The sequence below is a fragment of the Lentzea albidocapillata genome (genome assembly GCF_000719115.1).
Taxonomy (GTDB): domain Bacteria; phylum Actinomycetota; class Actinomycetes; order Mycobacteriales; family Pseudonocardiaceae; genus Lentzea; species Lentzea albidocapillata.
In genome coordinates, this window is record NZ_JOEA01000031.1 from 42,823 (window position 1) to 68,093 (window position 25,271).

The window sequence follows — 25,271 nt, forward strand, 5'->3', positions numbered from 1 at the left end:
GCACGAGCGTGTGACGCGTTTGGGGCTGGCGATCTGCCGACCCGCTGAGCTACGGTCCGATTCGCAGACTGTGGTGCAGGAACGACGCCTACCGGCCCGTCGACTGTCCACATTGACTCGACTCTGGGGGAGTTAATGTCAACGCGTTCTACTCGCGCGCGCAGATCCGGGCTGGGTGCAGCCCTCGCCGGCGCGGTGGGCCTGTCCCTGATCGTGGCGCCAGGCGTCAACGTCGCGTCCGCCGCCTCGTCGCTCAACTGCAACTCCGCGGTCAACGTCGTCGGCGTCACCCAGCAGGGCACCGTCTTCCGGTACCCCCACCAGGAGCCCGAGAACGGCAACTTCGTCTGGGGCGCGAAGCAGGACGTCCCCAGCAGCGGCTGGCAGATCGGCCGTGCGCTCGCCGGCCCCGACGGCGTCGTCTACCACCTCGTCGGCGACAACCAGGGTGCCGCCTCCGGCGACCTGCGCCGGCTCCGGATCGTCGACACTCCAACGGGTCCGGGCTGGGCGACGATGCCCGGCGGCGGGCAGTACCGCTCCGTGGGCAACGGCTGGGCCCGGTACAGCCAGCCCGAGCACCGCAACAAGGTGACGGTCGACGAGAAGGGCCGGCTGTTCGAGATCAACGCGGACGGCAAGCTGAAGATGTTCGTCTGGGAAGGCGGTGACGACGGCGGCTGGACCGCGGAGACGGGTGGCGGCAAGGCCCTCGACACCGGCTGGGACCAGTACAACCTGATCGTCGCGGCCGGGGACGGCGTGCTGTACGCCCGCAAGCCGGACGGTCAGCTGTTCCGCTTCCGCTACGACGCCGCGGCCGACCGGTTCCTGCAGTACGGCCTGTACGTCGGGGCCGGCTGGAACATGTTCAACCGCGTCTTCTCGCCCGGCGGCGACATCCTCTACGGCACGTGGCCCGGACCGAACGGCCAGGGCGAGATGCTCTGGTACCGCTACCTCGAGGACAGCAACACCTGGGCGCCCGGCGACCCGAACACGAACCTCGGCAAGGTCGTCGGCACCGGCTGGTACAACGAGCTCGACGTCGTGGCCTACCCCGGCGACTGCAGGCTCGTCGGCTACCCGACCACGCCGCGGCCCGCGGTCCAGGCGAACTTCACCGCTCCGCTGACGCTGGTCGAGGGCACGACCGCGGAGAAGCTGGCGAACTACTTCTTCGTCAACGACCAGGGCACCCTGTATCACGGCAAACAGCGCCACTCCGGTGACCTGCTGCTGGTCGACCACCAGCCGTTGAACGGCTACACCAAGTACACCGGCCGGCCGGCGGCGGCCCTGAACACGGCCACCGCGGTGGGTTCGACCCTCGCCAACACGCTCGAAGTCCAGGCGCACAGCCATGAGGACGCCGAGACGCGCGGCAAGACCCAGGTGATCCCGAACGGCTACTTCCCGGCGGACGGCCCGGTGCTGCGGCACCGCGGTCACCTGGCCGGAGACTCCGTCCTGGCCAAGGGAAGTGACGGCCTGCAGTCGTCGTTCGGCGTCGGCGCCGAGGGACAACTCTGGTACCGCAAGCAGATCGCCGCGGACGGCCGCTTCACGGCGTGGCGCTCGCTCGGTGGCTCGGGCCTCACCTCCGACTTCGCGGTGGTGCCCAACGGCAGCTCGTTCGACGTGGTCGCACGGCACACCGACAACTCCGTCCGCGTCGCCCGCCTGACCGGCACGACGCTTGGCACGTGGACGAACCTCGGCGGCACCGACGTCAAGGGCAAGCCCGCGGCCGTGCTGCACGACGACGGCACGGTGCGAGTGCTGGTACGCAAGACCGACAACAAGATCTACACGCAGAAGCAGAACTCGGCGGGCTTCCCCGGCACGTGGACGGTCGTCGACGGCCTCGTCGCCGCCGGGTCCCCCACCGCCGTCGTCACCGCTAGCAACGCCGTCGAGGTCGCGGCGCGCGGCAACGACAACCTCATCTACACCACGGGCAAGAGCCAGGAGACCACCGGCTTCCGCGCCTGGGAGGTCCGCGACGTCCGGGAGGCCGCGACCGACCCGACGATGGTCCGCTGGAGCGACAACACCCTGCTGGTCGCGTGGCGCGACCCGATGGGCGAGGTCTACGCCTACCGCGGCACTTTCGGCCCGGCTCTCGCGCAGCGTTCGGCGACGGCGAGCACGGCCGGCACGGCACCGACCTACACCGGCGGCAAGACGAAGTCCTGATACTCCCCAAAGACCGTCCTCTGTGGAGCTTCCGCCACGGAGGACGGTCCTTCCCATGTCCACCGAAAGATCCGGGGAACCACTGTGAGAGCAAGAGGAATAGCGGTGGCGGCAGTCACCGCCGCAAGTCTTGTCACGCCCGCGCTCGCCACATCGGCGGTCGCGGCCGGCACGCTGTCCTGCCAGACGGCCGCGCCGATCTTCGTGCGGCACGCCGACAGCGGCCTGGAGCTCAGGGCGCACCAGGAACCCGAGAACGGCAATCCGGTCTGGAACGCCAACCGCGGCATCGGGTTCGCGTGGGACGGGCAGATGCACACCGGTCCCGGCGGCCGTACCTACGAGATCACGCCGGAGGGCGTGGTCAACAAGTTCTCCTGGAACGGCACCGGCTGGGATCACAACGGAACACCCGACACGATCGCCACCGGCTGGAACGGCTGGGGTGATGCTTCTGCCAAGACGCGGCTCACGATCGACGCGCGCGGCGACTTCTACGGCTTCCCGTCGGACAACGCGCTGCACTGGTGGCGTTTCGACGAGAACACCCGCATCTGGACCGAGCGGATCATCGACACGGGCTGGGGCAACAAGTACGACATGATCTTCGCCGACGGCGCGGGCGGCCTCTTCGCCCGCTCGACCGCCGGCGCGCTCTACCGCTACCAGTACGACGCCGACAGCCAGCGCTGGCTCGAGTACGAGCGCCGCGTCGGCGAAGGCGGCTGGGGCCAGTTCTCGGACGTGGCCTCCGTCGGCGGCGGCGTCTTCTACGCGCTGAAGGCCGACACCGGCCAACTGCGCTGGTACCGCTACCTCGGGGACGGCGCCTGGGCCACCGACGCGAGCAAGTTCATCTCCGACGGCTGGTCCTCCGCCTGGCAGATCGAGGGCGCGCCGGACGCGTGTCAGATCCTCGGCGGCAGCCCGGCGCCACCTGCCACGCCGACGCTGACCCCGAACTTCACCGCGCCCCTCGCCGCGTACCAGGGTGACGACAACCTGGTGAACTACTTCCTCGTCAACGCGGGCAAGTTGCTGCACGGCAGGCAGCGGCACACCGGCGACATCCTGCTGGTGGACCACACGCCCATCACCGGCCACGAACAGTTCACCGGCGAGGTCGGCTTCGGCGTCTACGGGGACGGCAAGCTGGAGGTCCAGGCCAACAGCACCGCGGACGCCGGGATCCGCGGCCGCACGCAGACGACCAAGAACCTGAACCAGTGGTCGACCGCCTTCACCGGCCTCGCGGGCAGGTTCGTCAGCAGCCCGGTGATCGTGAAGGACAAGGACAACCTGCTCGTCTCGTTCGGGGTCGACGCGTCCGGTGGTCTCTGGTACAGCAGGCAACTGGTGCTGTGGGGCGCGCCGGCGAAGAGCACTTTCGGCGCGTGGCGTTCGCTCGGCGGCTCCGGTCTGACCGCGGACTTCTCCGCGCTGCGCAACGGAAACACGATCGAGATCGTCGGCCGGTACGCGGACGGTTCCGTGCGGGCGAGCAAGTTCGACGGCACGACACTGGCCGCCGCACGCAGCACCGGCGTGACCGACGTGGTGGGCAAGCCCGCCGCCGTCGTGCACACGGACGGCAAGGTGCAGGTCGTGGTCCGGCGGACCGACAACAGGATCCACACCCAGCGGGAAGGCACCTCCGGCTTCCCCGGCACGTGGCAGCAGGTCGGTTCGCTGGTCGCCGCCGGTGCGCCCGCCGCGGTGCTGGCCGGTACCGGCAGCCTGGAGCTGAGCGCCCGTGACACCAACGGGTTCGTGAACACCACCGGGCAGTCGACGCCCTCGCTCCCGTTCCGCGCCTGGGAGATCCGCGACACCCACGAGGCCGGCACCGACACCACGATGATCAAGACGAACACCGGGGACGTCCTGCTCACGTGGCGCGACCCGATCGGCGAGATCTACACCTACCTCGGCTCGTTCGGCGCGACGCCCTCGGCTCGCAGTGCCGTCGGCGACTCCGGAGTGAGCTACACGGGAGGCAAGACCCGGCGCTGAGCTACCGGCAGCACGACGACGGCCCCGCCAATCGGCGGGGCCGTTGCCGTACAGCAGGATCAGTCGACGACGGCCAGCGCGTCGATCTCGACCAGCAGGCCGGCCGGGAGTCCGACGTAGACGGTCGTGCGAGCGGGAGCCGGGTCCGTCACGAACTCGCCGTAGACCTCGTTCAGCTCCGCGAAGTGCGCGGTGTCGGTGAGGTAGACGCGGATCATCACGACGTCGTCGATGGACGCGCCACCGGCGGCGAGGACGGCGTGCAGGTTCGCGAACGTCTGGCGCGTCTGCTCGGCGACGGTGGTGCCGACGATCTCGCCCGACTTCGGGTCGAACGCGACCTGTCCGGCCACCTGCAGGATGTTGCCCTTGCGGACACCCTGCGAGAAGCGGGCCACCGGCTGCGGAGCGTCAGCGGTCTTGATCTCAACCTTGGACAACGTAATTCCCCTTATCTTGGAACATAACCGCATTCGACTGATGCAGCTTCGGCGGTGGCGAGCAGGTCCGGCAGATGCGACAGCAGGCCCTCGTAGTCGAGCAGCACCTTCGGCACCGACATCGACACGGCCGCGAGCACCTCGCCCCGCGAGCCCTTGATCGGGGCGGCGATGCAGTGGATGAAGTCCTCGTGCTCGGAGTTGTCGACGGCGTAACCGTTGGTGCGCACGCGGTCCAGCTCGGCCAGGTACGCGGCCGGGCCGAGGATGGTGTTGTCGGTCAGGCGCGGGAACTCCATGCCGGACACCACCTTCTGCAGCGCGGGCCCGGGCAGGTCGGCCAGCAGGATCTTCGCCACGGCCGTGCAGTGCAACGGCGCGCGGCGGCCGATGCGCGAGTACATGCGCATCTGGTGCCTGGACTCGTACTTGTCGATGTAGATCACCTCACCGTCCTCGTAGGACGCGAGGTGGACGGTGTGGCCGAGGCGGGAGTTGAGGTCGCGCAACGCGGGCTCGGCGGCGCGGCGGACGTCGCGTTCCTCCAGGGCGCGGTTGGCGAGGTCGAACAGCGCCGTGCCGAGGCGGTAGTGGTGCACGCCGTCGCGCTGCACGAAGCGGTGCGACTCGAGCGTGCGCAGCAGTCGCAGCGTCGTCGACTTGTGGACGCCGATCACGCCGGACAGTTCGTCCAGCGTCTTCGGGCCCGTCGCGAGCTGGCTCACCAGGGTGAGCGCTCTGTCGAGACTCTGGCTCATTCACACCTCCAGGCGGGCGGACGCCCAGGTCTGCGGGTCGGCGTGCAGCAGCGGATCTGTCACGTCGTCCGGCAAAGGATCGCCGACGTCCTCGGCGGTGAGCAAAGCGGATGCCGCCTGCAGGTGCCCTGCGCGCAACCGCACCGACGGGGACTCCCCCGCCAAGGTAGCCGCGAGGAAGCCCGCCGCGAACGCGTCGCCCGCGCCGACCGGCTCCACGACCTCGACCTTCAGCGCCGGTTCGAAGTACGACGAACCGCCTTCGAGCAGCGTCGCACCGTCCGCGCCCTGCTTGACCACGAGCGACGCCGGGCCCGGCAGCAACTGCCGCAACCGGGCGGGGTCACCCGTGCCCCACACCAGTTCCGCCTCGTCGGAGCCCGCCAGCACGACGTCCGCCATGTCGGCGAGCTCACGCAGCACGCGCGGGTCGCGGTCCGCCCACAGCGCGGGCCGCCAGTTCAGGTCGAACGAGATCCGGAACCCGTGCCGCGGCCGGCGCAGCAGCTCGCGCATCATCGCGAGGCACGAGTCGGACAGGCCGGCCGTGATGCCACTGAGGTGCACGAGCTTCACCTCGCCGAGGCCCAGGCGGTCGATCATCTCCAGCCCCATGCCCGAGGCCGCCGAACCGCGCCGGTAGTAGCGCACGGGGCTGCCGTGCGGCGAGGCCTCCTTGACGTAGAGGCCGGTCGGGCGCGCCGGGTCGACCCGGACGCGGGACACGTCGACGCCGAAGCCGCCCACCGCGTCGAGCACCGCCAGCCCGAACGAGTCGTCGCCGACCGCGCTGACCCACGACGACCCGACGCCGAGGCGCGTCAGGTGCACAGCGACGTTGGACTCGGCGCCACCGACGGCCCTGTGCCAGGTTCGCACCAGATGCACGGGACCGGGTTCAGCCGGAACCATCATCACCATGGTCTCGCCGAGACACACGACACCGCCGACGTGATCGAACCGCATGCGCGCTCCAGAGGGTGTTCGTTGACGGCGGCGAGACCGAATGCTACACAACTCAGCATCACATCGCGCAATGGGAGTTGCAAAATATGCAACATCTGATGGAGATGGACCTCACGGCCGTCGCGGACATCAGGTCGGAACAGGTCAGCTGGCGCTTCAAGGGCCTGCCGTCGAGCACGTTCGGCTCGACCATCGGCGAGGTCGCCGGCCAGCGCCTCGACCTGTTCGGCGACGAGTTCGTCGGGCCGCTCGTCGTGCTGGACGCGGACGCGCTGGCACACAACCTGACAACGATGGCGAAGTGGTGCGACAACCACGGCGTCAAACTGGCACCGCACGGCAAGACGACGATGGCGCCGCAGCTGTTCCAGCGGCAGGTCGAGCACGGCGCCTGGGGCCTCACCGCGGCCAACGCGTCACAGCTGCGGGTCTACCGGGCGTTCGGGGTGAACCGGATCCTGCTGGCGAACCAGCTGCTCGACCCCGCGGCGTTGCGCTGGCTGGTCCGCGAGCTCGACAGGGACCCGGGCTTCGAGTTCAGCTGCTGGGCCGACTCCGAAGCCGGGGTCGCGCTGATGAGCGAGACGTTGCAGGAGCTGCAGCCGTCACGGCCGGTCGACGTGCTGGTCGAGCTCGGTGCCCCCGGCGGCCGGACGGGCGCGCGTGACCTGGAGACGGCGCTGGCCGTCGCGCGGGCGGTGGCCCAGAGCCCGGTGCTGCGGCTGGTGGGCGCCGGTGGCTACGAGGGCGCGCTCGCGCACGACGCGTCCGAGTCGTCGCAGTCCATTGTGGACCGCTACCTGACCGACCTGCGCACGCTCGTGCTGCGCCTGGCCGACGCCGGGCTGCTCGACGAGCTGGACACGGTGATCGTCACCGCGGGCGGCAGCGCGTACTTCGACCAGGTGGCGGCGACGCTGTCGCAGCCGTGGCCGATGCCGGTGACCCCGGTGCTGCGCAGCGGCGCGTACATCACGCACGACGACGGTTTCTACCGCGGCATCTCGCCGTTCGCGCGGACCGACGGCGTGGAGCCGTTCCGTTCCGCGCTGCGGGCCTGGGCCCAGGTGACGTCACGGCCGCAGCGCGACCTGGCGTTGCTGACGATCGGCAAGCGCGACGCGTCGTTCGACGAGGGCCTGCCGGAACCGCAGCTCGTCCGCCGCGGCGACGGCGCGATCGCCCCGCTGGCGGGGGCGAGGATCACCGCGCTGAACGACCAGCACGCGTTCCTCCAGCTCGGTGCCGAGGCCACGGTCCGTGTCGGCGACTGGATCGGGCTCGGTCTGTCGCACCCCTGCACCGTGTTCGACAAGTGGCAGCTGATCCCGGTCGTGCAGGGCACGACCGTGGTCGACCTGATCCGCACCTACTTCTAGAAGGAGTGCACTGATGGACGACGTCGTCCTGCGCGGACCACTGATCGCCGACGGCACGGGCGCGCCCGCCTACCAGGCGGATGTGGGGATCAAGGACGGCGTCATCTCGTCCATCGGGAACGGGGTGAGCGCCACGCGGTCGATCGACGCGGACGGGCTGGTGCTCGCGCCGGGGTTCATCGACATGCACTCGCACTCGGACCTGCGGGTCCTCGCCGAGCCCGACCACCTGGCGAAGGTCTCGCAGGGCGTCACCACCGAGGTGCTCGGCCAGGACGGCCTGTCGTACGCGCCGGTGAACGACGAGGTGCTCGCGACGTTGCGCGGTCAGCTCGCCGGGTGGAACGACGACCCGCCGGGCTTCGACTGGAACTGGCGCTCGGTCGGGGAGTACCTCGACCGGCTCGACCGCGGCATCGCGGTGAACGCCGCGTACCTGGTGCCACAGGGAACGCTGCGGATGCTGGTCGTCGGCTGGGACGACCGGCGGCCGACCGAGTCCGAAATGGACACCATGAGGTCCGTTCTCTCGCGGTCGCTCACCGAGGGCGCGATGGGCATGTCGTCCGGGCTCACCTACACGCCGGGCATGTACGCGGACACGTCCGAGCTCGTACAGCTCTGCGAGGTCGTCGGGCAGCACAACGGCTTCTACAGCCCGCACCACCGCAGCTACGGCGCCGGCGCGTTGGAGGCCTACGCCGAGATGGTGGACGTTTCGAAGCGCTCCGGCTGTGCGCTGCACCTCGCGCACGCGACGATGAACTTCCCGGTCAACAAGGGCAAGGCACCGGAACTGCTGGCGTTGCTGGACGACGCCATGGCGAACGGCGCGGACATCTCGCTCGACACCTACCCGTACCTGCCGGGCGCGACGTACCTGAGTGCGCTGCTGCCGTCGTGGGCCACGGAGGGCGGGCCGGAGAGGGCGCTGGCCAGGTTGTCCGATGTGGACACCCGCGAGCGCATCCGGGCCGAGATCGAGGAGACCGGGTCGGACGGCTGCCACGGCGTGCCGGTCGACTGGGACTCCATCGAGATCAACGGCGTCCGCAACGAGCGCAACGCGCACCTCGTCGGCTCCAGCGTGCTCCAGTCGGCGGCCCGGCTGGGACGCGCGCCGGGTGACCTCTACTTCGACGTGCTGGTCGACGAGCGGATGGGTACCTCGTGCCTCATGCACGTGGGCCACGAGGAGAACGTGCAGGCGATCATGAAGCATCCGGCGCACACCGGCGGCAGCGACGGGCTGCTGGTCGGCGACCGGCCACATCCGCGCGCCTGGGGCACGTTCCCCCGGTACTTCGCGCGCTACGTCCGCGAACTGGGCGTGCTGAGCCTGGAGGAGTGCGTCGAGCACCTCACCGGCCGCGCCGCCCAGCGTTTGCGGCTCACCGACCGGGGTCTGGTCCGCGAGGGCTACGCGGCCGACCTGGTGCTGTTCGACCCCGCGACGATCGCCGACACGGCGACGTTCGACGAGCCGCGACAGCAGGCAGCCGGCATCCCGTACGTGTTCTGCAACGGGGTGACGGTGATCGACGACGGAACCGCCACCGGCTCATTGCCAGGCCATTCACTCAGGAGCCGCCCGTGATCGACTGGTTGCAACACTCAACAGGGGGCTTGCTCACCCTCGCGGTAGTCAGCATCGCGGTGCTGCTGCTACTGATCATCAAGTTCAAGGTCGAGCCGTTCATCGCGCTGATCGTCGTCGCGCTGCTGGTCGCCCTCTTGGCGGGCGTGCCGGTGGAGACCCTGGTCGGGTCGGCGCAGAAGGCCTCGGACTCGTTGCTGGAGAAGGGCTTCGGCTCGATCCTCGGGCACATCGCCGCGATCATCGGTCTCGGTACGCTGCTCGGCGCGATCCTGGAAGCGTCCGGCGGCGCACAGGTCCTGATGGACAAGCTGATGCACGCGTTCGGCGAGAAGAAGGCGCCGGTCGCGATCGGTCTCGCCGGTCTGATCTTCGGCGTGCCGGTCTTCTTCGACATCGGCATCTTCGTGCTCGCACCGCTCGTCTACGTGGCGGCCAAGCGCAGCGGCAAGTCGATCGTGCTGTTCAGCATGCCTTTGCTGGCAGGCCTTTCGGTCATGCACGCGTTCATGCCACCGCACCCAGGGCCAGTGGCGGCGGCCGGTCTCCTGGGCGTGTCGCTCGGCTGGATCATCATCATGGGTCTCGCGGTGGCACTGCCGTCGTGGTTCGTCGGCGGTGTCCTGTACGCCTACTGGATCGGCAAGCGCATCAACGTGCCGGTGCCGGACGAGATGCTGGCGGCGGCCGAGCTGGCCCGTGAGGACAACGGCGATCGCGAACCGCCGTCGCTCGGCCTGGTGCTCTCGATCATCGGCCTGCCGCTGGTACTGATCCTCGCCGGCACGTTCGGCTCGATCCTGCTGACCAAGGGCACGCAGCTGTACTCGGTGGCGACGTTCTTCGGCACGCCCGCGGTGGCGTTGACGATCTCGGTGCTGCTCGCGTTCTGGCTGCTGGGTTTCCGGCGCGGCATGACGCGGGAGAAGGTCGCGGAAATGTCCGCCGCCTCGCTGAAGCCGGTCGCGATGATCCTGCTCGTCGTCGGTGCCGGTGGCTTCTTCGGCGCCGTGCTGGCCGCGACGGGCATCGGCAAGACGCTGGCGACCGAACTGTCCGGCATCGGCCTGCCGGTGATCGCGCTGGCGTACGTGATCAGCTGCGTCATCCGCATCGCGCAGGGTTCGGCGACGGTCGCGATCGTGACGACCGCGGGCATCGTGGCGCCGGTGCTGGCGGACCTGAACTACTCGCAGCCGCAGCTCGCGCTGGTCGTCATGGCCATCGCGTCCGGTTCGATCATCGCCTCGCACGTCAACGACGGCGGGTTCTGGATCGTGTCGCGGTACTTCGGGCTGTCGGTCAAGGAGACGCTCCAGTCGTGGACGGTCCTCGAGACCATCCTCTCGGTGGTCGGTTTCGTGGTCGCGGCGGTGCTCAGTCTGGTTGTCTGATCGGGTGTTTCGGAACCTGATCTGTCTGCTCGTGATCGCGGCGGTGGCGGGGTGCTCCTCGCCACCGCCGGTCGCGTCTCCGCCCTCGTCCTCCGCGCCGGACCCGGCAGCCGTGCAGGCGTGGGTCGACCAGGTCTGCGCCGCGGACGATCCGATCCTCGTCGTCAGCGCCGTGGTGGCGATGTCCCCGAAGTTCGCCCAGGGACAGCAGCCGACGGAAGCGGACCGTCCGGCCGTGATCGCCACCCTCACCAAGCTGCGCGACATGCACACGGAGTCGAAGACCGCGTACGACGCTATCGGGCCGTCGCCGTTGCCCCGTGGTGACGAGTTGGTCGCGGGACGTCGTAAAGGACTGGGCGAGATCGTGACGAAGCTGCAGGACTACCTGGACAAGGCGCGGTCGTTCCCTCCTCAGGGCCTTGACTCACCGCTCCTGCTGGCCGGCATCGACGCCATGACGTGGAAGCCGGAAGGCCCGAGTCTGAGTGATCTGCAGGCTCCGAAGTGCACGAAGTAATCGGACACAACTCAACATTCCCCAACGCTTGACAACACCCCGGCCGCATCTGAGGATCGGCACATTGTTCATTTGTGTTTGATGTGGACGGGGCCCGCATGAGCAACACGGAGGTCGTGCACCTGCACGACGACACCTCCAGCGTCGTCATCACCCTCGTGGGCGGGAGCCTGCCGGTCGTGACGCACTGGGGACGAACTCTCGGAGACCTCGGCCAGGCCGCGCTGCTGGGTCTGGTCGACGTCGTGTCGTGGACCAACCCGAACAACGCGCCGGACGCGCCGGTGCCGCTCGCGCTGCTGCCCGACGCCGGGGCCGGGTACGTCGGCCGTCCCGGACTGCGCGGCCATCGCGGCGGCGAGCACTTCGCGCCCGCGCTGACGGTGAGGTCGTTCTCCGGCGAGAACGGCTCGATCTTCCGTTACGTCGCGTCGGACGAGGCCGCCGGGCTGACCGTGACCGGCACCGTGGAACTGCTGCCGTCCGGCATGCTCCGGCTGCGGCACGTCGTCCGCAACGACGGCGAGACGCCGTATGCGCTGGAGGGCCTGGAAACCGCGCTCCCCGTCCCCTCTCAGGCCACCGAACTGCTCGACTTCACCGGACGCTGGAGCCGCGAGCGCGCGCCGCAGCGGCAGGCGCTGCAGTACGGGTCGTGGGTGCGGGAGAGCCGGCGGGGCCGTACCGGGCACGACGCGACCATCGGGTTGCTGGCCGGCACGCCGGGGTTCTCGTTCCGCGACGGCGAGGTGTGGGCGCTGCACGTGGCGTGGAGCGGCAACCACGTGACGTACGCGGAGAACCTCGTCGACGGCTTGCCCGTCCTGGGCGGTGGTGAACTCCTGCTGCCGGGCGAGATCACGCTGGCGGCGGGCGAGGAGTACGAGTCGCCGTGGCTCTACGCGGGCTACTCGTCCACCGGCATCGACGGCATCAGCGCCGCGTTCCACCAGCAGTTGCGGGAGCGTTCGTTGCGTCCGCGCCCGGTCGTGCTGAACACCTGGGAGGCCGTCTACTTCGACCACGACCTCGCGCGTCTCACCTCGCTGGCCGACACCGCAGCCGCCATCGGCGTCGAGCGGTTCGTGCTGGACGACGGCTGGTTCCGGCACCGCCGCGACGACTCCGCCGGCCTCGGTGACTGGTACGTCGACGAGACGGTGTGGCCGGACGGGCTGACGCCGTTGATCAAGCACGTCCGCGCGCTCGGCATGGAGTTCGGGCTGTGGTTCGAGCCCGAGATGATCAACACCGACTCCGACCTCTACCGCGCCCACCCGGACTGGGTGCTCGGACCGCGTCCCGGCGTGCTGCCGCCGCCGTCGCGCAACCAGCAGGTGCTGAACATCGCGCACCCCGAGGCGTACGCGCACATCCTCGACCGCGTCTCGTCGGTGTTGTCGGACAACGACATCGCGTTCGTGAAGTGGGACCACAACCGCGACCTGATCGGCTCGCGCGTGCACGACCAGACGGCCGCGTTCTACCGGCTGCTCGACGAACTGCGGCTCCGGCATCCGCACGTGGAGATCGAGAGCTGCTCGTCCGGCGGTGGGCGCATCGACCTCGGCGTGCTCTCCCGCACCGACCGGGTGTGGACGTCGGACTGCAACGACGCCCTGGAACGCCAGCTGATCCAGCGGTGGACCGGCGTGTTCCTGCCGCCGGAACTGATGGGCGCGCACGTCGGCCCCACGAAGTCGCACACGACCGGGCGCGTGCACGACCTGTCGTTCCGGGTGGCCACGGCGATGTTCGGGCACTTCGGGATCGAGTGGGACATCAACTCGGCCACCGACGAGGAACGGGCCGGGCTGCAGGCCGCGATCGAGTACTACAAGGACGTGCGGTCGTTGGTGCACACCGGTGTCACCGTGCACTCCGACCACCCGGACCCCTCGGCCTGGGTGCACGGAATCGTTGCCGGCGACCAGTCCGAGGCCCTGTTCGGGTACGTGCAGCTCGCGACCTCCGTGCAGAACAAGCCGCGCCGGGTGCGGCTGCCGGGACTCGACCCCGCGCGGACGTACCGGCTGTCGTTCGACGCTCCGGCCGGGCGGCCCAAGCTGATCCAGCGGCTGCCCGCGGACTGGAAGTCCGTGGAACTACCCGGTTCCGTGCTGTCGGAGGTCGGCGTCCAGCTGCCGGTGCTCGAACCGGAGCAGGCACTTCTGTTGCGCCTGAAGTAGGAAGAAGGTCCCGGCGGAATGTTCCCCGCCGGGACCTTCCTCTCCCCACTTACCGGCCGGCGCGACTTCCGTCGGCCTTGGTGGCCCACCGCGCCCTCTTGCTGCTGTGCCACCGGCTTGCTCTCCGGCGTCTCCGCACAGGCGGTCAGCGAGATCAACCCCAGCGCGACGACCGCAACACTCCTGCGGATCATCCTGAACCTCCTGGCTAGCGCCTCCGACGCCCATCACACGCAGAGCGAGCCAGAACGGTTCGAACTGATTTTCAGAACATCGCGCGCTTCAACGCGGGCACGGCGCTCGCCGTCCTGAGCACGGTCCTGAAGATCGTCCGCGCGACCGGGCCACCGTCGGCGAACTGGCGTGCGGCCTTGAGCGAGTCACGCACGGCCGCGAAGCCGTAGTCGTACATCTCCTTCTCGTACCTGGCGATGGCGTCACCACCTTCGGCGATGCACCGCGCGAGCAGTTGCGCGTCCCTGAGCGCGATGTTCGCCCCGATGCCCCTCATCGGCGTCATCGCGTGGACGGCGTCGCCGAGCAACGTGACGTTCGTCGGCTGCCAGCGTTCGATCGGCCTGGACGACCGGATGCGCCACTCGCTGATCGTCTCGGCGGGCGAGGTCGCGACGATCCTGGTCAGCTCGGGGCTCCACCGCGCGATCCTGGCGAGCACCTCGCGTTGCAGGTCCTGTCCATCGTGGACGGTCAGGTCCATGGCCGCGTAGGCCCACATCAGATAGGGCCGCGCGTTGTCGAACAACAGACCGTCGTCATCGGTCACGCCGAGCCCGTCGTGCGCGGCCAGGAACATGCCTGACCGCGACGTCGGGATGATCGTGTTGGCCCTGTCGACCAACTCCCGCGGCACCCAGTCGTTGTCGTCGAGGAACAGCTTCCCCGCGATCGCCGTGACGCCGATCTTCTCCGTGCCCGCGTGCGGCAGGTACTGCGCGCGCACCCGTGACCGGATGCCGTCCGCGCCGACCAGCACGTCGCAGGACTCGGCCGTGCCGTCCTCGAAGTACAGCTTGACGTCGTCGCCTTGCTCGTAGCGCTCGAACCGCTTGCCGAACCGGACGTCCAGCCCGTCGAGCAGCACCTGCCGGAGCGTGATCCGGCTGGCCGAGTAGTGCTTCTCCTCGTCCGGGTCGAGCACCAGCAGCGGCTTGAGCTGCTCGGTCAGGAACCCGAACCCGTTGCCGTCCGTCCCCGCGCTCCGTTCGAACCGCTCCCAGTTCGCCGCGGGTAAGCACTCCTTCAAAGCAGCGGCACCGTGCGGGTTGATGTGCACCCGGTACCCCTGCAGGCGATCCGTGCGCGAGAGGTCGCGCTCGTACACCTCCACGTCCACGCCGGCCCTGCGCAATCCGTGCGCCAGGCACAGCCCGCCGATTCCCCCACCGATCACTGCGATCCTCATGCCGTCAAGTTTCAACCGCTTGGTTGATTAAGTCAACCCGTTGGTTGATAACAGCCCGTCGGTTACCGTGTCGCCGTGGATCAACGCCGCTCTCCCAGCGCCTCGGAACGCAAGCGCGACCCGGAACGCACGCGGGCCCTGCTCCTGGAGGCGGCCGCGGCGGAGTTCGGCGCGAAGGGGTACGCGGCCACGCGCACGACGGACATCGCGGCACGGGCGGGCGTGAACAAGCAGCTGATCTCGTACTACTTCGGCGGCAAGGAAGGCATCTACAAGGAGCTCGCCACGAGCTGGCACTCCTCGGCCGCCGAACTCGCGAGCCAGCACCAGGCGCTGGACGAGGTGGTGGCGGGGTTCGTCATGACCACGCTCAGCGACCACGGCCGCATGTGGGCGTGGGCGAATCTGGCAGGCGACAGCCCGCCGACCGACGAGGAGTTCTTCCAGGGCCAGGTGGAGGAGATGCGAGCCCGTCAGGCCGCCGGCGAACTCCCCGCGGACCTGGACCCCGCGTTCCTGCTGCTGGCTCTGATGGCGGCGGCCTCAGCGCCGTTGACGCTGCGGCAGAGCGCGGGCCAGATCACCGGCGAGGACCCCGCCACGCCCGAGTTCGCCGCGAAGTACGCGGAGCAGCTGGCGTTGCTGGTGCGGCACCTGTCTGCGCGAACCTGACTTCATTCGTCCCCGAACTTCGCTACCTTGCGGATGTGGACGACATGGCCCTCCCCGTCAGCGCGGCGGACAAGCTGTCATCCGCGATCCAGAAGACGCAGGCCGGGCTGAAGCCCCGGCGCCGCGGCCTGTGGCTGACCCTGGCCGTCGCCCTGGTGGTGGTGCTGGTCTCCGGCGGGATCGCGGGATACCGCCTGCTGTTCGCGCCGCTGTACAAGACGGCGTTCCTGATCGACGCGGCCGGGGGCGACCTGCCGAGCGTCGTCGGGGCGCTGACCGCCGTCGCCGGCAACTCGGGTGAGCGGGACTCCCAGTCGCTGCGCAGTTTCGGCGGCGAGTGCGGCGCGGAGGACAACACCGCCCGGCTCGTCGGGTTCGGCACCGGCAACCAGGAGGAGATCGCCGAGGCCGCGCGATCAGTGCGGCAGGGCGCGAAAGCCACGCTGCAGCGCGGCATCCTCGAAGCGGTCGGCGACTTCACCACCCCTTGGGCGCTGAAGGCCAGGCAGGTCAACAGGATCATCGTCGTCACCCGGCACGGCGAGGACGCCTGCGACACCGACAGCGCGTTCGTCCGGGCGCAGATCCGCGATCGGGTGGCCGCGGCGGGACTGAAGATCGAGTTCCGGTTCGTCGGCTACCAGGTCGAGGACACTCGCGGCCTCACCGACCTGGCGGCGTCGTTGCAAACGCAGGAACCGGCCTTCGCGACCTCACCGGACGAGCTGCGCCGCCATCTGGACTGGTTCGCGAACGTGGAGCCGGTGTTGCGATCGTCGCAGTCGGTCGTCAACGTCCTCAACCCCGCCGTCGAGAAGCTCAACACGGCCACCACCGCGATCAGGAACGGCCGGTTCGACGTCGCCGACGCCGCGCTGACCGACGCCCGCGACGCCGTCGTCGACCTGGAGATCGAGGACCTCGACAGCCGCACCGGGTCCTCGGCCCACGCGGTCCGGCTGCGGGACAAGGCTGTCCGGCTGCGCACGTTGCAGACAGAGGTGGTCGCCGCGGCCGGGACGTTGATCGGGTCGGCGCGGTCCGGAGAGGACCTGACGGACCCGCTGGCCGGCTACTCCAGGGCCGCCGACGCGTACAACGCCGAGGCCGGGACCATGACGAAGGCCCTGACGGACCTGCGCGTGCTCGGCCCAGGAGGCAGGCGGTGAGGCGCCGGGTCGCGGCGGGAGCCGTCGTACTGCTGGTGCTGGGCCTGGTGACCGGCGGACTCTGGCTCTTCCTCACCCCCGGCCATCGCACGACGTTCCTCGTCGACGCGTCCGACTCCCCGGACTTCCGCGAGGTCGCGGACGCGGTAGGGACCGCCGCGGCGAACATGGCGACCGGCGACGCGCTGGCGTTGCGCAAGTTCGGCGGCTCGTGCGACTCCCCGGCCACGTCCGAGCTGGTCGCACCGGGCACCGGACAGGCGGGTGAGATCGGCGCCGCGGCCCGAGCGATCACCCCGAGCGGCAGGCCGACGGTGCTGAACGGCCTTCTCGCGGCGATCGACGACTTCGCGGGCCTCTACCCCTTGCGCGGCAGCGAGACGAACCGCATCGTCCTGTTCGCGCACGGCGGCTTGGACATGTGCGGCAAGAGCCTCGACGAGATCCGCGCGACCGTCGGTGAACGCGCCGCGCGGGCCGGTGTGAAGATCGAGTTCCGGTTCGTCGGGCATCGGCTCACACCCGAGCAGACCAAGGACCTCAACACCATCGCGGCCTCGGCGAACTCCCTGCAACCACCGCTGCCCGCACTGCCCGATGAGCTCGTCACCACGATGAAGGAGATCTCGGTCCCCTCCGGTCTGGTCGCCGGGCGGCTCAAGGCCCCGTGCGACGAGGCGACCCCGGAGGTGCTCGCGGCCGCACATCCGCTGGGGCCCGACGTGCGCTACTTCGACATCAGATGCCAGCAGGACCGGTATGTCCTCTCCACGGCGAACACGACCCCGGCCCGGTTTGACGATCTCGCCGTGCTCTTCGAATACAAGGACCAGGCTTGGCGGTACCTGCGTTCCGGCACAGTGTTGCCCTGCCTCTCCATCCCGGCGGAGGTGTGGAAGGCGTGGGGCGCGACATGCGAGTTCGAAGCCGTCGTCTGCCGTGACGGCGCCCAGAAGGTCACGGACCTCAACGGCGTCGGGTGCACAGCGGCCATCGACATCGCGGACCGCTACCGGGCGGCGACCCAGAGCGGGCAGGCGGAGGGTCAAGGGCTGATCTGGACCTCAGGCGAGTGGCGGTGTTCGTGGCCCTACGAGGGCGATCTCGCCCACGTCCAGATACCGCAGAAATGCGTGCGGACGACCGACAACATGGTCGTGCAGCTGGGCGACTACCAGCGTTAGGACTCGCGGCTCGCGGCTTTCGCTTCCAGGACCTGCTTCAGGCCCTTGAAGCCGCCGCGCATCATCACGTCGTGGTTGCCCCGGAAGAACGGCTTCGCGATGAGCACCAGGCGCCGCAACAACGCCTTGTTGACCACGACCTCCTGGTCGAACACGAGGTCGGTGCCGCCGTCGCGGCCGATGATCTCCCAGCTCGCATAGCCTTCGAGATCACCGGACAACGCGGCCCGCAGGAGACCGGCCTGCTGGTTGCGAATGCTGTGCCTGACCTGCACGACCAGGTCGAACGGCAGGAACGACCGGCACCTGAGCTCGCCGGTCTCGTCGTCGATCTTCGTGGCTCTCCGGACCTCGCGCCACCACAGCGGGTAGTTCGCGATGTCGGACAGCACCTCGTACACATCAGCAGGGGACGCGTCGACGTGCCACACGCTGCGGAAGCGATAGCGGTTCAGTGACACGGCCACCATCATCCCGGATACCTCGTCCGGGTGACAGCTCCTGGGCACATCTCACAGCAGACCGGGAATTCCTCACCGGCTGTACTGCGGCTCTAGTGAGACTCCACTGTCTCACTAGGCCGCACGAGTTTACTTGTCGACTAGATGAGGAAGCCGTTCCAGGGCCCGCAACCAACCGACAGCCGCGACGCGGCGGAGTGCCTGCTCCGACGAGTCGAGCACCTCAACGAGGCTGAAGGGGTACGCCGTGGGCTCGCCGCGCGACGCCTGAAGGGCGCGCTCGCGGTGGGCCAGCGCATCGAGTGGGATCATCACCCTGCTGCTGACACCTCCTCATTTTCGAGCACCTGCAGCAAGAACTGCCCCGTGTAGCTCTTCTCGACCTGCGAGACCTGCTCGGGCGTGCCCTCTGCTACGACCATACCGCCGCCGGAGCCCCCTTCGGGACCCATGTCGACGATCCAGTCGGACGTCTTGATGACGTCGAGGTTGTGCTCGATGACGATGACGCTGTTCCCCTTGTCCACCAGGCCGTTGATCACGCCCAGCAGCTTGCGGATGTCCTCGAAGTGCAGGCCCGTCGTGGGCTCGTCGAGGATGTACACCGTCTTGCCGGTCGAACGCTTCTGCAGCTCCGACGCGAGCTTCACGCGCTGCGCCTCACCACCGGACAGCGTCGGCGCCGGCTGGCCCAGCCGCACGTAGCCGAGACCCACCTCCACGAGCGTGCGCAGGTGGCGGTAGATGGCGTTGATCGGCTCGAAGAACGTGGCCGCCTCCTCGATCGGCATGTCGAGGACTTCGGAGATCGTCTTGCCCTTGTAGTGCACTTCCAGCGTCTCGCGGTTGTACCGCGCGCCCTTGCAGACCTCGCAGGGGACGTAGACGTCCGGGAGGAAGTTCATCTCGATCTTGATCGTGCCGTCGCCCGCGCACGCCTCGCAGCGGCCGCCCTTGACGTTGAACGAGAAGCGGCCCGGCTGGTAGCCGCGGACCTTCGCCTCCGTGGTCGCCGCGAACAGCTTGCGGACGTGGTCGAACACGCCGGTGTAGGTGGCCGGGTTCGACCGCGGGGTGCGGCCGATCGGCGACTGGTCGACACGCACCAGCTTGTCGACCTCGTTCAGGCCGTTGATCCGGGTGTGCCTGCCGGGCACCTGGCGCGCGCCGTTGAGCTTGTTCGCGAGCACCGTGGCCAGGATGTCGTTGACCAGCGTCGACTTGCCGGAACCGGACACGCCGGTGACCGCGGTGAGCGTGCCGAGCGGGAACGACACGTCGATGCCGCGCAGGTTGTGCTCGCGCGCGCCGACGACGGTGAGCTGCCGCTTCTTGTCGATCTTGCGGCGCTTCGCGGGCATCGGGATCGACTTGCGGCCCGACAGGTAGGCGCCGGTGATCGACTCCTTGTTCGTGAGCAGCTTCTTGTACGGGCCGCTGTGCACGACCTTGCCGCCGTGCTCGCCGGCACCGGGGCCGATGTCGACCACCCAGTCCGACGCGCGGATCGTGTCCTCGTCGTGCTCGACCACGATCAGCGTGTTGCCGAGGTTGCGCAGCCTCGTCAGCGTCTCGATCAGCCGGTGGTTGTCGCGCTGGTGCAGGCCGATCGACGGCTCGTCCAGCACGTACAGCACGCCGACCAGGCCGGAGCCGATCTGCGTGGCGAGCCGGATGCGCTGCGCCTCGCCACCGGACAGCGTGCCGGACGCGCGGTCGAGCGAGAGGTAGTCGAGGCCGACGTCGAGCAGGAAGTGCAGGCGGGCCTGGATCTCCTTGAGCACCGCGCCCGCGATCATCGACTCGCGCTTGCCGAGCTTGAGGCCGTCGAGGAAGTCGGAGCACTCCGAGACGCTCATCGCGCAGACCTCGGCGATCGACCTGTCGCCCTTTTTGCCGTGGTGCAGCGTGACCGCGAGGATCTCGGGCTTCAGGCGGGTACCGGCACACGCGGGGCACGGGACCTCGCGCATGTAGCCCTCGTACTTCTCCCGCATGTAGTCGGACTCGGTCTGCTCCTGGCGCCGTTCGAGGAACGGGATGACGCCCTCGTAGTTGGCGTAGTAGGAGCGCTCACGGCCGTAGCGGTTCTTGTAGCGGACGTGCACCTGCTCGTCGATGCCGTGCAGGATCGCCTTCTGCGCCTTGGCCGGCAGGTGCCGCCACTGCGTGTCCATCCGGTAGCCGATGGCCTCGCCGAGCGACTGCAGCAGCCGGGTGAAGTACTCCGCCGTCTGCCCGCCGGCCCACGGCGCGATCGCACCCTCTTCGAGGCTCAGCTCGTCGTCCGTGACCACGAGCTCCGGGTCGACCTCCTTGCGCACGCCGATGCCCGTGCAGACCACGCACGCGCCGTACGGCGAGTTGAAGGAGAACGACCGCGGCTCCAGGTCCTCGATCGCGAGCGGGTGGCCGTTGGGGCACGCCAGGTTCTCGGAGAAGCCCCTGATCCGCTTCGGATCGGTCTCCGGGACGTCGACGAACTCGAGCTCGACCAGGCCGTCCGCGAGCCGCAGCGCCGTCTCCACCGAGTCGGTGAGGCGCTGCTTGGACGAGGACTTGACGCTCAGCCGGTCGATGACGACCGCGATGTGGTGCTTCTCCTGCTTCTTGAGCTTGGGCACCTCGGCGAGCGCGTAGACGACACCGTCGACCTTCGCGCGCGAGTAGCCCTGCGTCTGCAGGTTCTGGAACAGGTCGAGGTACTCGCCCTTGCGGCCGCGGATGACCGGCGCGAGCACCTGGAACTTGGTGCCCTGCTCCATCGCGAGCACCTGGTCGACGATCTCCTGCGGCGTCTGCTTGCCGATCGCCTCGCCGCACTGCGGGCAGTGCGGCTTGCCGGCGCGGGCGTAGAGCAGGCGCAGGTAGTCGTAGACCTCGGTGATCGTGCCCACGGTCGAGCGCGGGTTGCGGCTCGTGGACTTCTGGTCGATCGAGACCGCGGGCGAGAGGCCCTCGATGAAGTCGACGTCGGGTTTGTCCATCTGCCCGAGGAACTGGCGCGCGTACGCCGAGAGCGACTCGACGTAGCGGCGCTGACCTTCGGCGAAGATCGTGTCGAAAGCCAGGCTCGACTTGCCGGAGCCGGACAGCCCCGTGAAGACGATCAGGCTGTCCCGCGGCAGGTCGATATCCACGCCGCGCAGGTTGTGCTCGCGGGCGCCGCGAACAACAAGACGGTCTGCCACTGGGGTCCCTTCGGCTGCGATTGGCGGGTCACTCACGCCACACTCTCCCGAACAAGCGTTCGAAGAGTACTAGCATCGGATTGGAGGCTGCGACCGACCCGCCGACCATGCTAGGGCGCACCCCTGACAAAAACGGTTCTGGTGGCTATCTCATTCCCCTGAGCTGGCATTACCCATAGGCTGGACGCTTCGATCACGAGCCTCAACGTCGGGGAGAGGCAGCACATGACCTACACGCCGTCCACGCAGCACACGTCCGTACCTGCACCGCGAGGGGTGCCCGACCGGCACATCACCGCCGTGCGCGAGGCGACGGACGTGCTGTACGAGGTCGTCGAGGAGCTGGACGAGGCCGCGGTGCGCGGCCAGAGCCTGCTGCCCGGCTGGACCCGCGGACATGTCATCACCCACCTCGCGCGCAACGCCGACGCGCTGGTGAACCTGCTCACTTGGGCGAAGACCGGGGTCGAGCATCAGGCCTACGCGTCGCGCACGGATCGCGACGCCGACATCGAAGAGGGTTCCCGCCGGCTTCTGCAGGTGATCAAGGCCGACCTGGACTCGGCCTGCCAGCGGTTCGACGTCGCGTGCCGCGAGTTCCCGGCGCACGCGTGGCGTTCGGAGGTCACCGCGCCCAAGGGCCAGTCGATCCCGGCGTCCACGGTGCCGTTGTTCCGCCTGCGCGAGATCTGGATCCACCTCATCGACCTGGACGCGGGCGTCGGGTTCGCCGACCTGCCCGCCGACTTCGTCGAGGAGTTCCTCGACGACGCGGTGAAGCAGTTCGAGGGCAGGGTCGACCCGTTCGGCATCGAGGTGACCCTGCCCGACGGCAGTCAGCGCATCTGGACCGTCAGCGGCCCGGCGAGCCGCAACTCCGTCAGCGGGTCGGCGAGCGCCGTCCTGGGGTGGCTGACGGGCCGGACCGACGGCTCCGACCTCCGCGGAGAGCTGCCGGAGCTGCCCGACTGGATCTGAGTGAGCAGCTTGTAGGCGGGGCGTTCGACGAACTTCGTCATCGCCCAGCCGAGCACCAGCGCCGAGGTGACGAAGCCGGCGAGGAGCCACCAGGACCGCAGCCCAACGGCGTGCATGCGGTCCATCACCACGGTGCCGATCTGCTGGTGCACGAGGTAGACCCCGTACGAGATGCCCGCGAGCCACGTCACGGGCCGCGCGATCGGGCTGAAGAACACCCAGTCGGGGCCGGCGGCCGCCGCGCACACCATGAGCAGCAGCACGGCGAAACCGAGCGTCGATCCGTACTCGGTCGTGTGAATCGCCTGCGCGACCAGCGTGGCCGTCAGTAGCGCGGCGAGGTGCGGCGTCCTGAGCCTGTCCTTGTGCCAGAGCCAGATCGCGATGCCGGCCGCGAACAACTGCGCCCTGTGCAGCGCGAAGCCGTTGTAGACCACGAACAGCGTGTGCGAGTGGTCCAGCAACGGCCTCATCAACAGCGGCGTGACGATGAGGGCCCACAGGAAGCCCCGGAGCGGGGTGCCTCTCAGGAACTTCACGAGCACGGCACCGGCGATGAACGCGACGAGCTGCACCGGCACGGTCCAGTAGGCGAAGTCGACGATGTCGACGTCCGGCATCCACTGGTTGATCAGCAGCAGGTTGTAGACGACGTCTCTGCGGTCGAGCTGGCTCCACCCCTCCGGCGCGATCCATCTCTGCACCGCGAATGTGAGCAGCACCGCCGCCATGTACGCGGGCAGCAGTCTGGCGAGTCTTCTCCACAGGAACTGCCCTGGCTTGCCGCTGTTGAGCGACACACAGGCGAAGAACGCCGAGACGACCATCAACGTGCTGGCGCCCATCGACATCGGAAAGGTGAACGGCAACGGCCCGAGGTCGGGATGGCTGCTGACGCTCGTGAGCGTGGCGTGGTGGAGCAGCACGCACCCGATGGCGACGACGCGGAGGACGTCCCAGCTCACCCTGCGGGCAGTCCGGGGCTTCAGTCGTTGCGCTGGAATCACGAGAGGCGGGGACCTGTTCGTTGGTGCTTTCAGGGTAAGCGGCGACTATGAGTCGACCTTTACTTACCCTATGAGTGCAACCTGTATGCAACCTGAAGGTGTGCGCTGCACCGCATTGAACGACTACCGTCAGCCACCGTGGACGTACACGAGAACTACACCGGTCACGTCGAGCCAGAGGGCCCCGCGGCCCGCCGCACCCTGGCCGCGCTGACCATCACGAAGATCTCCGTCGGTCCGATGGACAACAACGCCTACCTGCTGGTTTGCCGGTCCACGAACGAAGCGTTGCTCATCGACGCGGCGAACGACCACGAGCGCCTGTCGGACCTGCTGGGCTTCCTCCCGGACCGCCCGCGGCTGCGCACGATCGTGACGACGCACCAGCACGCCGATCACTGGCAGGCACTCGGAGCGCTGGCCGGCGCCCACGGCTCGAACACCGTCGCCCACGAACTGGACGCCGCCGTCCTCCCCGTCCCGCCGGACGTCCTCGTGGAGCACGGCGACACCATCAACGTGGGAGAAGTCCCGCTGTCGATCATCCACCTGCGCGGCCACACACCGGGCTCGATCGCGGTCCTCTACGACGACCCGGACGGCCACCCGCACCTCTTCACCGGAGATTCACTCTTTCCGGGTGGTCCTGGGCGGACAACAAGTCCAGACAACTTCGCAAGCCTGATGGCCGACCTGGAAGAGCGGATCTTCGGCAAACTGCCCGACGACACGTGGTTCTACCCAGGTCACGGCGACGACTCGACCCTGGGCGTCGAACGTCCGAAGCTCGCCGAATGGCGCGAGCGAGGCTGGTGATCTTGGCCGAACGGGGCCGCCTACCGACGTAGGCGGCCCCGTTCGCTGTTCCAGCAGCGGGACGGGGCCTCGATCGGACGTGGAGGTCCGACCGTGCGCACATCGTGCCGCATGACCCTCATCACGGCGGTGACGCCGTGAGCATCGAAGCGATCGCGTGGGCGCTCAACAGCGCCCCGATCCCAACCAACCGCAAGGACTCAAGCTCACTCGCAGTAGTCCTCATCGCCCTCGCCAACCACGCCGACCCGTTCGGACGAAATTCGTTCCCCTCGGTCGCGACCCTGACCCGCTACACCCGCTTGTCCGAGCGAACCGTCCGCACAACTCTTGATCGTCTTCACGCGTTGCGCCTGATCAAGCCGTCGGACCCGGACATCCTGGCCGCGCACATCAAGCGCGCCGACCGCCGACCTCAGGGCTGGGACCTCGCGATGTGTGACGAGGTGCACGTCTTGCACCTCGCTGAGCAGGACGGGGTGCAATCCGCGCGCCACGAGGTGCAATCAACGACGCGACGGGGTGCAAGCACTGCACCCGATCCTTCCCTTAACCGTCCGAGGAACCGTCCCGCGCCGAGCGCGCCCGGCGGGCGCTCGGCAGTCTGCGGCGAGTGCGATGCTCGTGACTCCGATCCGGTGTCGGCTCGGGTCGTATGGCTCGACGCGGACCGAACCCGGTCATCCCTGTGCCCACGCTGCCACCCGGCGGTGATGTCGCGATGAGCCGCGTTCATCTCTCCTACTCCGAGCCGGTCTCACGGACCCATCCGCGCGGCTGGACGTCACCGGCGCGCTGCTACGAATCCCGCGCTGCGGCGGAGAAACTGCGCGACGCGACCAACTTCCTGTCCGGCCCGGACGCAGCTCGACGCCGCACCTGGAACTTCACCCCGTGCAACTGCTCCGAGCCTCG

General features: G+C 68.8%; 20 protein-coding genes and 1 pseudogene. 13 read left to right on the plus strand and 8 right to left on the minus strand.

What is annotated here, in order from left to right:
- Positions 1-135 precede the first annotated feature (135 nt).
- Positions 136-2,199: a tachylectin-related carbohydrate-binding protein gene (locus IG04_RS44630; RefSeq protein ID WP_084401614.1), complete on the plus strand. Its 2,064-nt coding sequence runs from the start codon at positions 136-138 to the stop codon at positions 2,197-2,199.
- Between the two features lie 105 nt (positions 2,200-2,304).
- Positions 2,305-4,212 carry a tachylectin-related carbohydrate-binding protein gene (locus tag IG04_RS0138715; RefSeq protein WP_030481732.1) on the plus strand — a complete coding sequence of 636 codons (1,908 nt, stop codon included), beginning with the start codon at positions 2,305-2,307 and terminating at the stop codon, positions 4,210-4,212.
- A 59-nt stretch (positions 4,213-4,271) separates the two neighbouring features.
- Here IG04_RS0138715 and IG04_RS0138720 read toward each other — a convergent pair whose 3' ends face one another.
- From IG04_RS0138720 to IG04_RS0138730, 3 genes are read right to left on the minus strand one after another with little or no spacing between them, the layout of a single operon-like run.
- Entirely contained in the window at positions 4,272-4,652 is a 381-nt protein-coding gene (locus IG04_RS0138720) for a RidA family protein (protein ID WP_030481733.1), read from the minus strand.
- Between the two features lie 11 nt (positions 4,653-4,663).
- On the minus strand, positions 4,664-5,410 hold the full coding sequence (locus IG04_RS0138725; protein WP_030481734.1) for an IclR family transcriptional regulator: 747 nt from the start codon (positions 5,408-5,410) through the stop codon (positions 4,664-4,666).
- Positions 5,411-6,376, minus strand: coding sequence for a sugar kinase (locus tag IG04_RS0138730; RefSeq protein WP_030481735.1), 966 nt, complete (start codon positions 6,374-6,376; stop codon positions 5,411-5,413). It lies immediately after the preceding gene.
- A gap of 86 nt (positions 6,377-6,462) precedes the next feature.
- On the opposite strand from IG04_RS0138730, the gene IG04_RS0138735 reads away from it, so the two are divergent.
- From IG04_RS0138735 to IG04_RS0138755, 5 genes are all read left to right on the plus strand, one after another.
- Positions 6,463-7,755 carry an amino acid deaminase gene (locus tag IG04_RS0138735; protein ID WP_030481736.1) on the plus strand — a complete coding sequence of 431 codons (1,293 nt, stop codon included), beginning with the start codon at positions 6,463-6,465 and terminating at the stop codon, positions 7,753-7,755.
- A gap of 13 nt (positions 7,756-7,768) precedes the next feature.
- Positions 7,769-9,352 (plus strand): N-acyl-D-amino-acid deacylase family protein, encoded by a 1,584-nt coding sequence (locus IG04_RS0138740; RefSeq protein ID WP_030481737.1) that lies wholly within the window; start codon positions 7,769-7,771, stop codon positions 9,350-9,352.
- Positions 9,349-10,746 (plus strand): GntP family permease, encoded by a 1,398-nt coding sequence (locus IG04_RS0138745; protein WP_030481738.1) that lies wholly within the window; start codon positions 9,349-9,351, stop codon positions 10,744-10,746. Before IG04_RS0138740 ends, IG04_RS0138745 begins: the two co-directional genes overlap by 4 nt.
- 4 nt (positions 10,747-10,750) lie before the next feature.
- Entirely contained in the window at positions 10,751-11,266 is a 516-nt protein-coding gene (locus IG04_RS0138750) for a hypothetical protein (RefSeq protein WP_030481739.1), read from the plus strand.
- A gap of 98 nt (positions 11,267-11,364) precedes the next feature.
- The gene (locus IG04_RS0138755) at positions 11,365-13,455 is read left to right on the plus strand and encodes an alpha-galactosidase (RefSeq protein WP_030481740.1); all 2,091 of its coding nucleotides are present in this window, start codon (positions 11,365-11,367) and stop codon (positions 13,453-13,455) included.
- 265 nt (positions 13,456-13,720) lie between these two features.
- On the opposite strand, the gene IG04_RS0138760 is transcribed toward IG04_RS0138755, so the two are convergent.
- Positions 13,721-14,878, minus strand: coding sequence for an FAD-dependent oxidoreductase (locus IG04_RS0138760; RefSeq protein ID WP_030481741.1), 1,158 nt, complete (start codon positions 14,876-14,878; stop codon positions 13,721-13,723).
- Between the two features lie 75 nt (positions 14,879-14,953).
- Between IG04_RS0138760 and IG04_RS0138765 the strand changes: the two genes are divergently transcribed.
- The 3 genes from IG04_RS0138765 to IG04_RS43355 are packed head-to-tail and all read left to right on the plus strand — an operon-like array spanning position 14,954 to position 17,903.
- Positions 14,954-15,550: a TetR/AcrR family transcriptional regulator gene (locus IG04_RS0138765; RefSeq protein WP_030481742.1), complete on the plus strand. Its 597-nt coding sequence runs from the start codon at positions 14,954-14,956 to the stop codon at positions 15,548-15,550.
- 35 nt (positions 15,551-15,585) lie between these two features.
- The gene (locus IG04_RS0138770) at positions 15,586-16,719 is read left to right on the plus strand and encodes a hypothetical protein (RefSeq protein ID WP_051771708.1); all 1,134 of its coding nucleotides are present in this window, start codon (positions 15,586-15,588) and stop codon (positions 16,717-16,719) included.
- Positions 16,716-17,903, plus strand: coding sequence for a hypothetical protein (locus tag IG04_RS43355; protein WP_036016753.1), 1,188 nt, complete (start codon positions 16,716-16,718; stop codon positions 17,901-17,903). Before IG04_RS0138770 ends, IG04_RS43355 begins: the two co-directional genes overlap by 4 nt.
- Here IG04_RS43355 and IG04_RS0138780 read toward each other — a convergent pair.
- The 3 genes from IG04_RS0138780 to uvrA form a co-directional block, all read right to left on the minus strand.
- The gene (locus tag IG04_RS0138780) at positions 17,900-18,364 is read right to left on the minus strand and encodes an SRPBCC family protein (RefSeq protein ID WP_144065435.1); all 465 of its coding nucleotides are present in this window, start codon (positions 18,362-18,364) and stop codon (positions 17,900-17,902) included. The genes IG04_RS43355 and IG04_RS0138780 overlap by 4 nt on opposite strands.
- A gap of 129 nt (positions 18,365-18,493) precedes the next feature.
- A complete protein-coding gene (locus IG04_RS0138785; protein WP_143027994.1) occupies positions 18,494-18,676 on the minus strand; it encodes a hypothetical protein in 183 nt (60 codons plus the stop codon).
- Positions 18,676-21,555 (minus strand): excinuclease ABC subunit UvrA, encoded by a 2,880-nt coding sequence (gene uvrA, locus IG04_RS0138790; protein ID WP_030481746.1) that lies wholly within the window; start codon positions 21,553-21,555, stop codon positions 18,676-18,678. Before uvrA ends, IG04_RS0138785 begins: the two co-directional genes overlap by 1 nt.
- 225 nt (positions 21,556-21,780) lie before the next feature.
- Between uvrA and IG04_RS45975 the strand changes: the two genes are divergently transcribed.
- Positions 21,781-22,533: a maleylpyruvate isomerase family mycothiol-dependent enzyme gene (locus IG04_RS45975; protein WP_030481747.1), complete on the plus strand. Its 753-nt coding sequence runs from the start codon at positions 21,781-21,783 to the stop codon at positions 22,531-22,533.
- A 47-nt stretch (positions 22,534-22,580) separates the two neighbouring features.
- On the opposite strand, the pseudogene IG04_RS44820 reads toward IG04_RS45975, so the two are convergent.
- Positions 22,581-23,540: pseudogene (locus tag IG04_RS44820) on the minus strand (acyltransferase family protein); the annotation flags it as partial.
- Between the two features lie 138 nt (positions 23,541-23,678).
- Between IG04_RS44820 and IG04_RS0138805 the strand changes: the two are divergent.
- Together IG04_RS0138805 and IG04_RS46965 are read left to right on the plus strand one after the other, a co-directional pair.
- Positions 23,679-24,356, plus strand: a complete 678-nt coding sequence (locus IG04_RS0138805) for an MBL fold metallo-hydrolase (protein ID WP_030481749.1) — start codon at positions 23,679-23,681, stop codon at positions 24,354-24,356.
- A gap of 137 nt (positions 24,357-24,493) precedes the next feature.
- Complete coding sequence (locus IG04_RS46965; protein ID WP_144065436.1) at positions 24,494-25,081, plus strand: helix-turn-helix domain-containing protein; 588 nt, start codon at positions 24,494-24,496, stop codon at positions 25,079-25,081.
- Positions 25,082-25,271 lie beyond the last annotated feature (190 nt).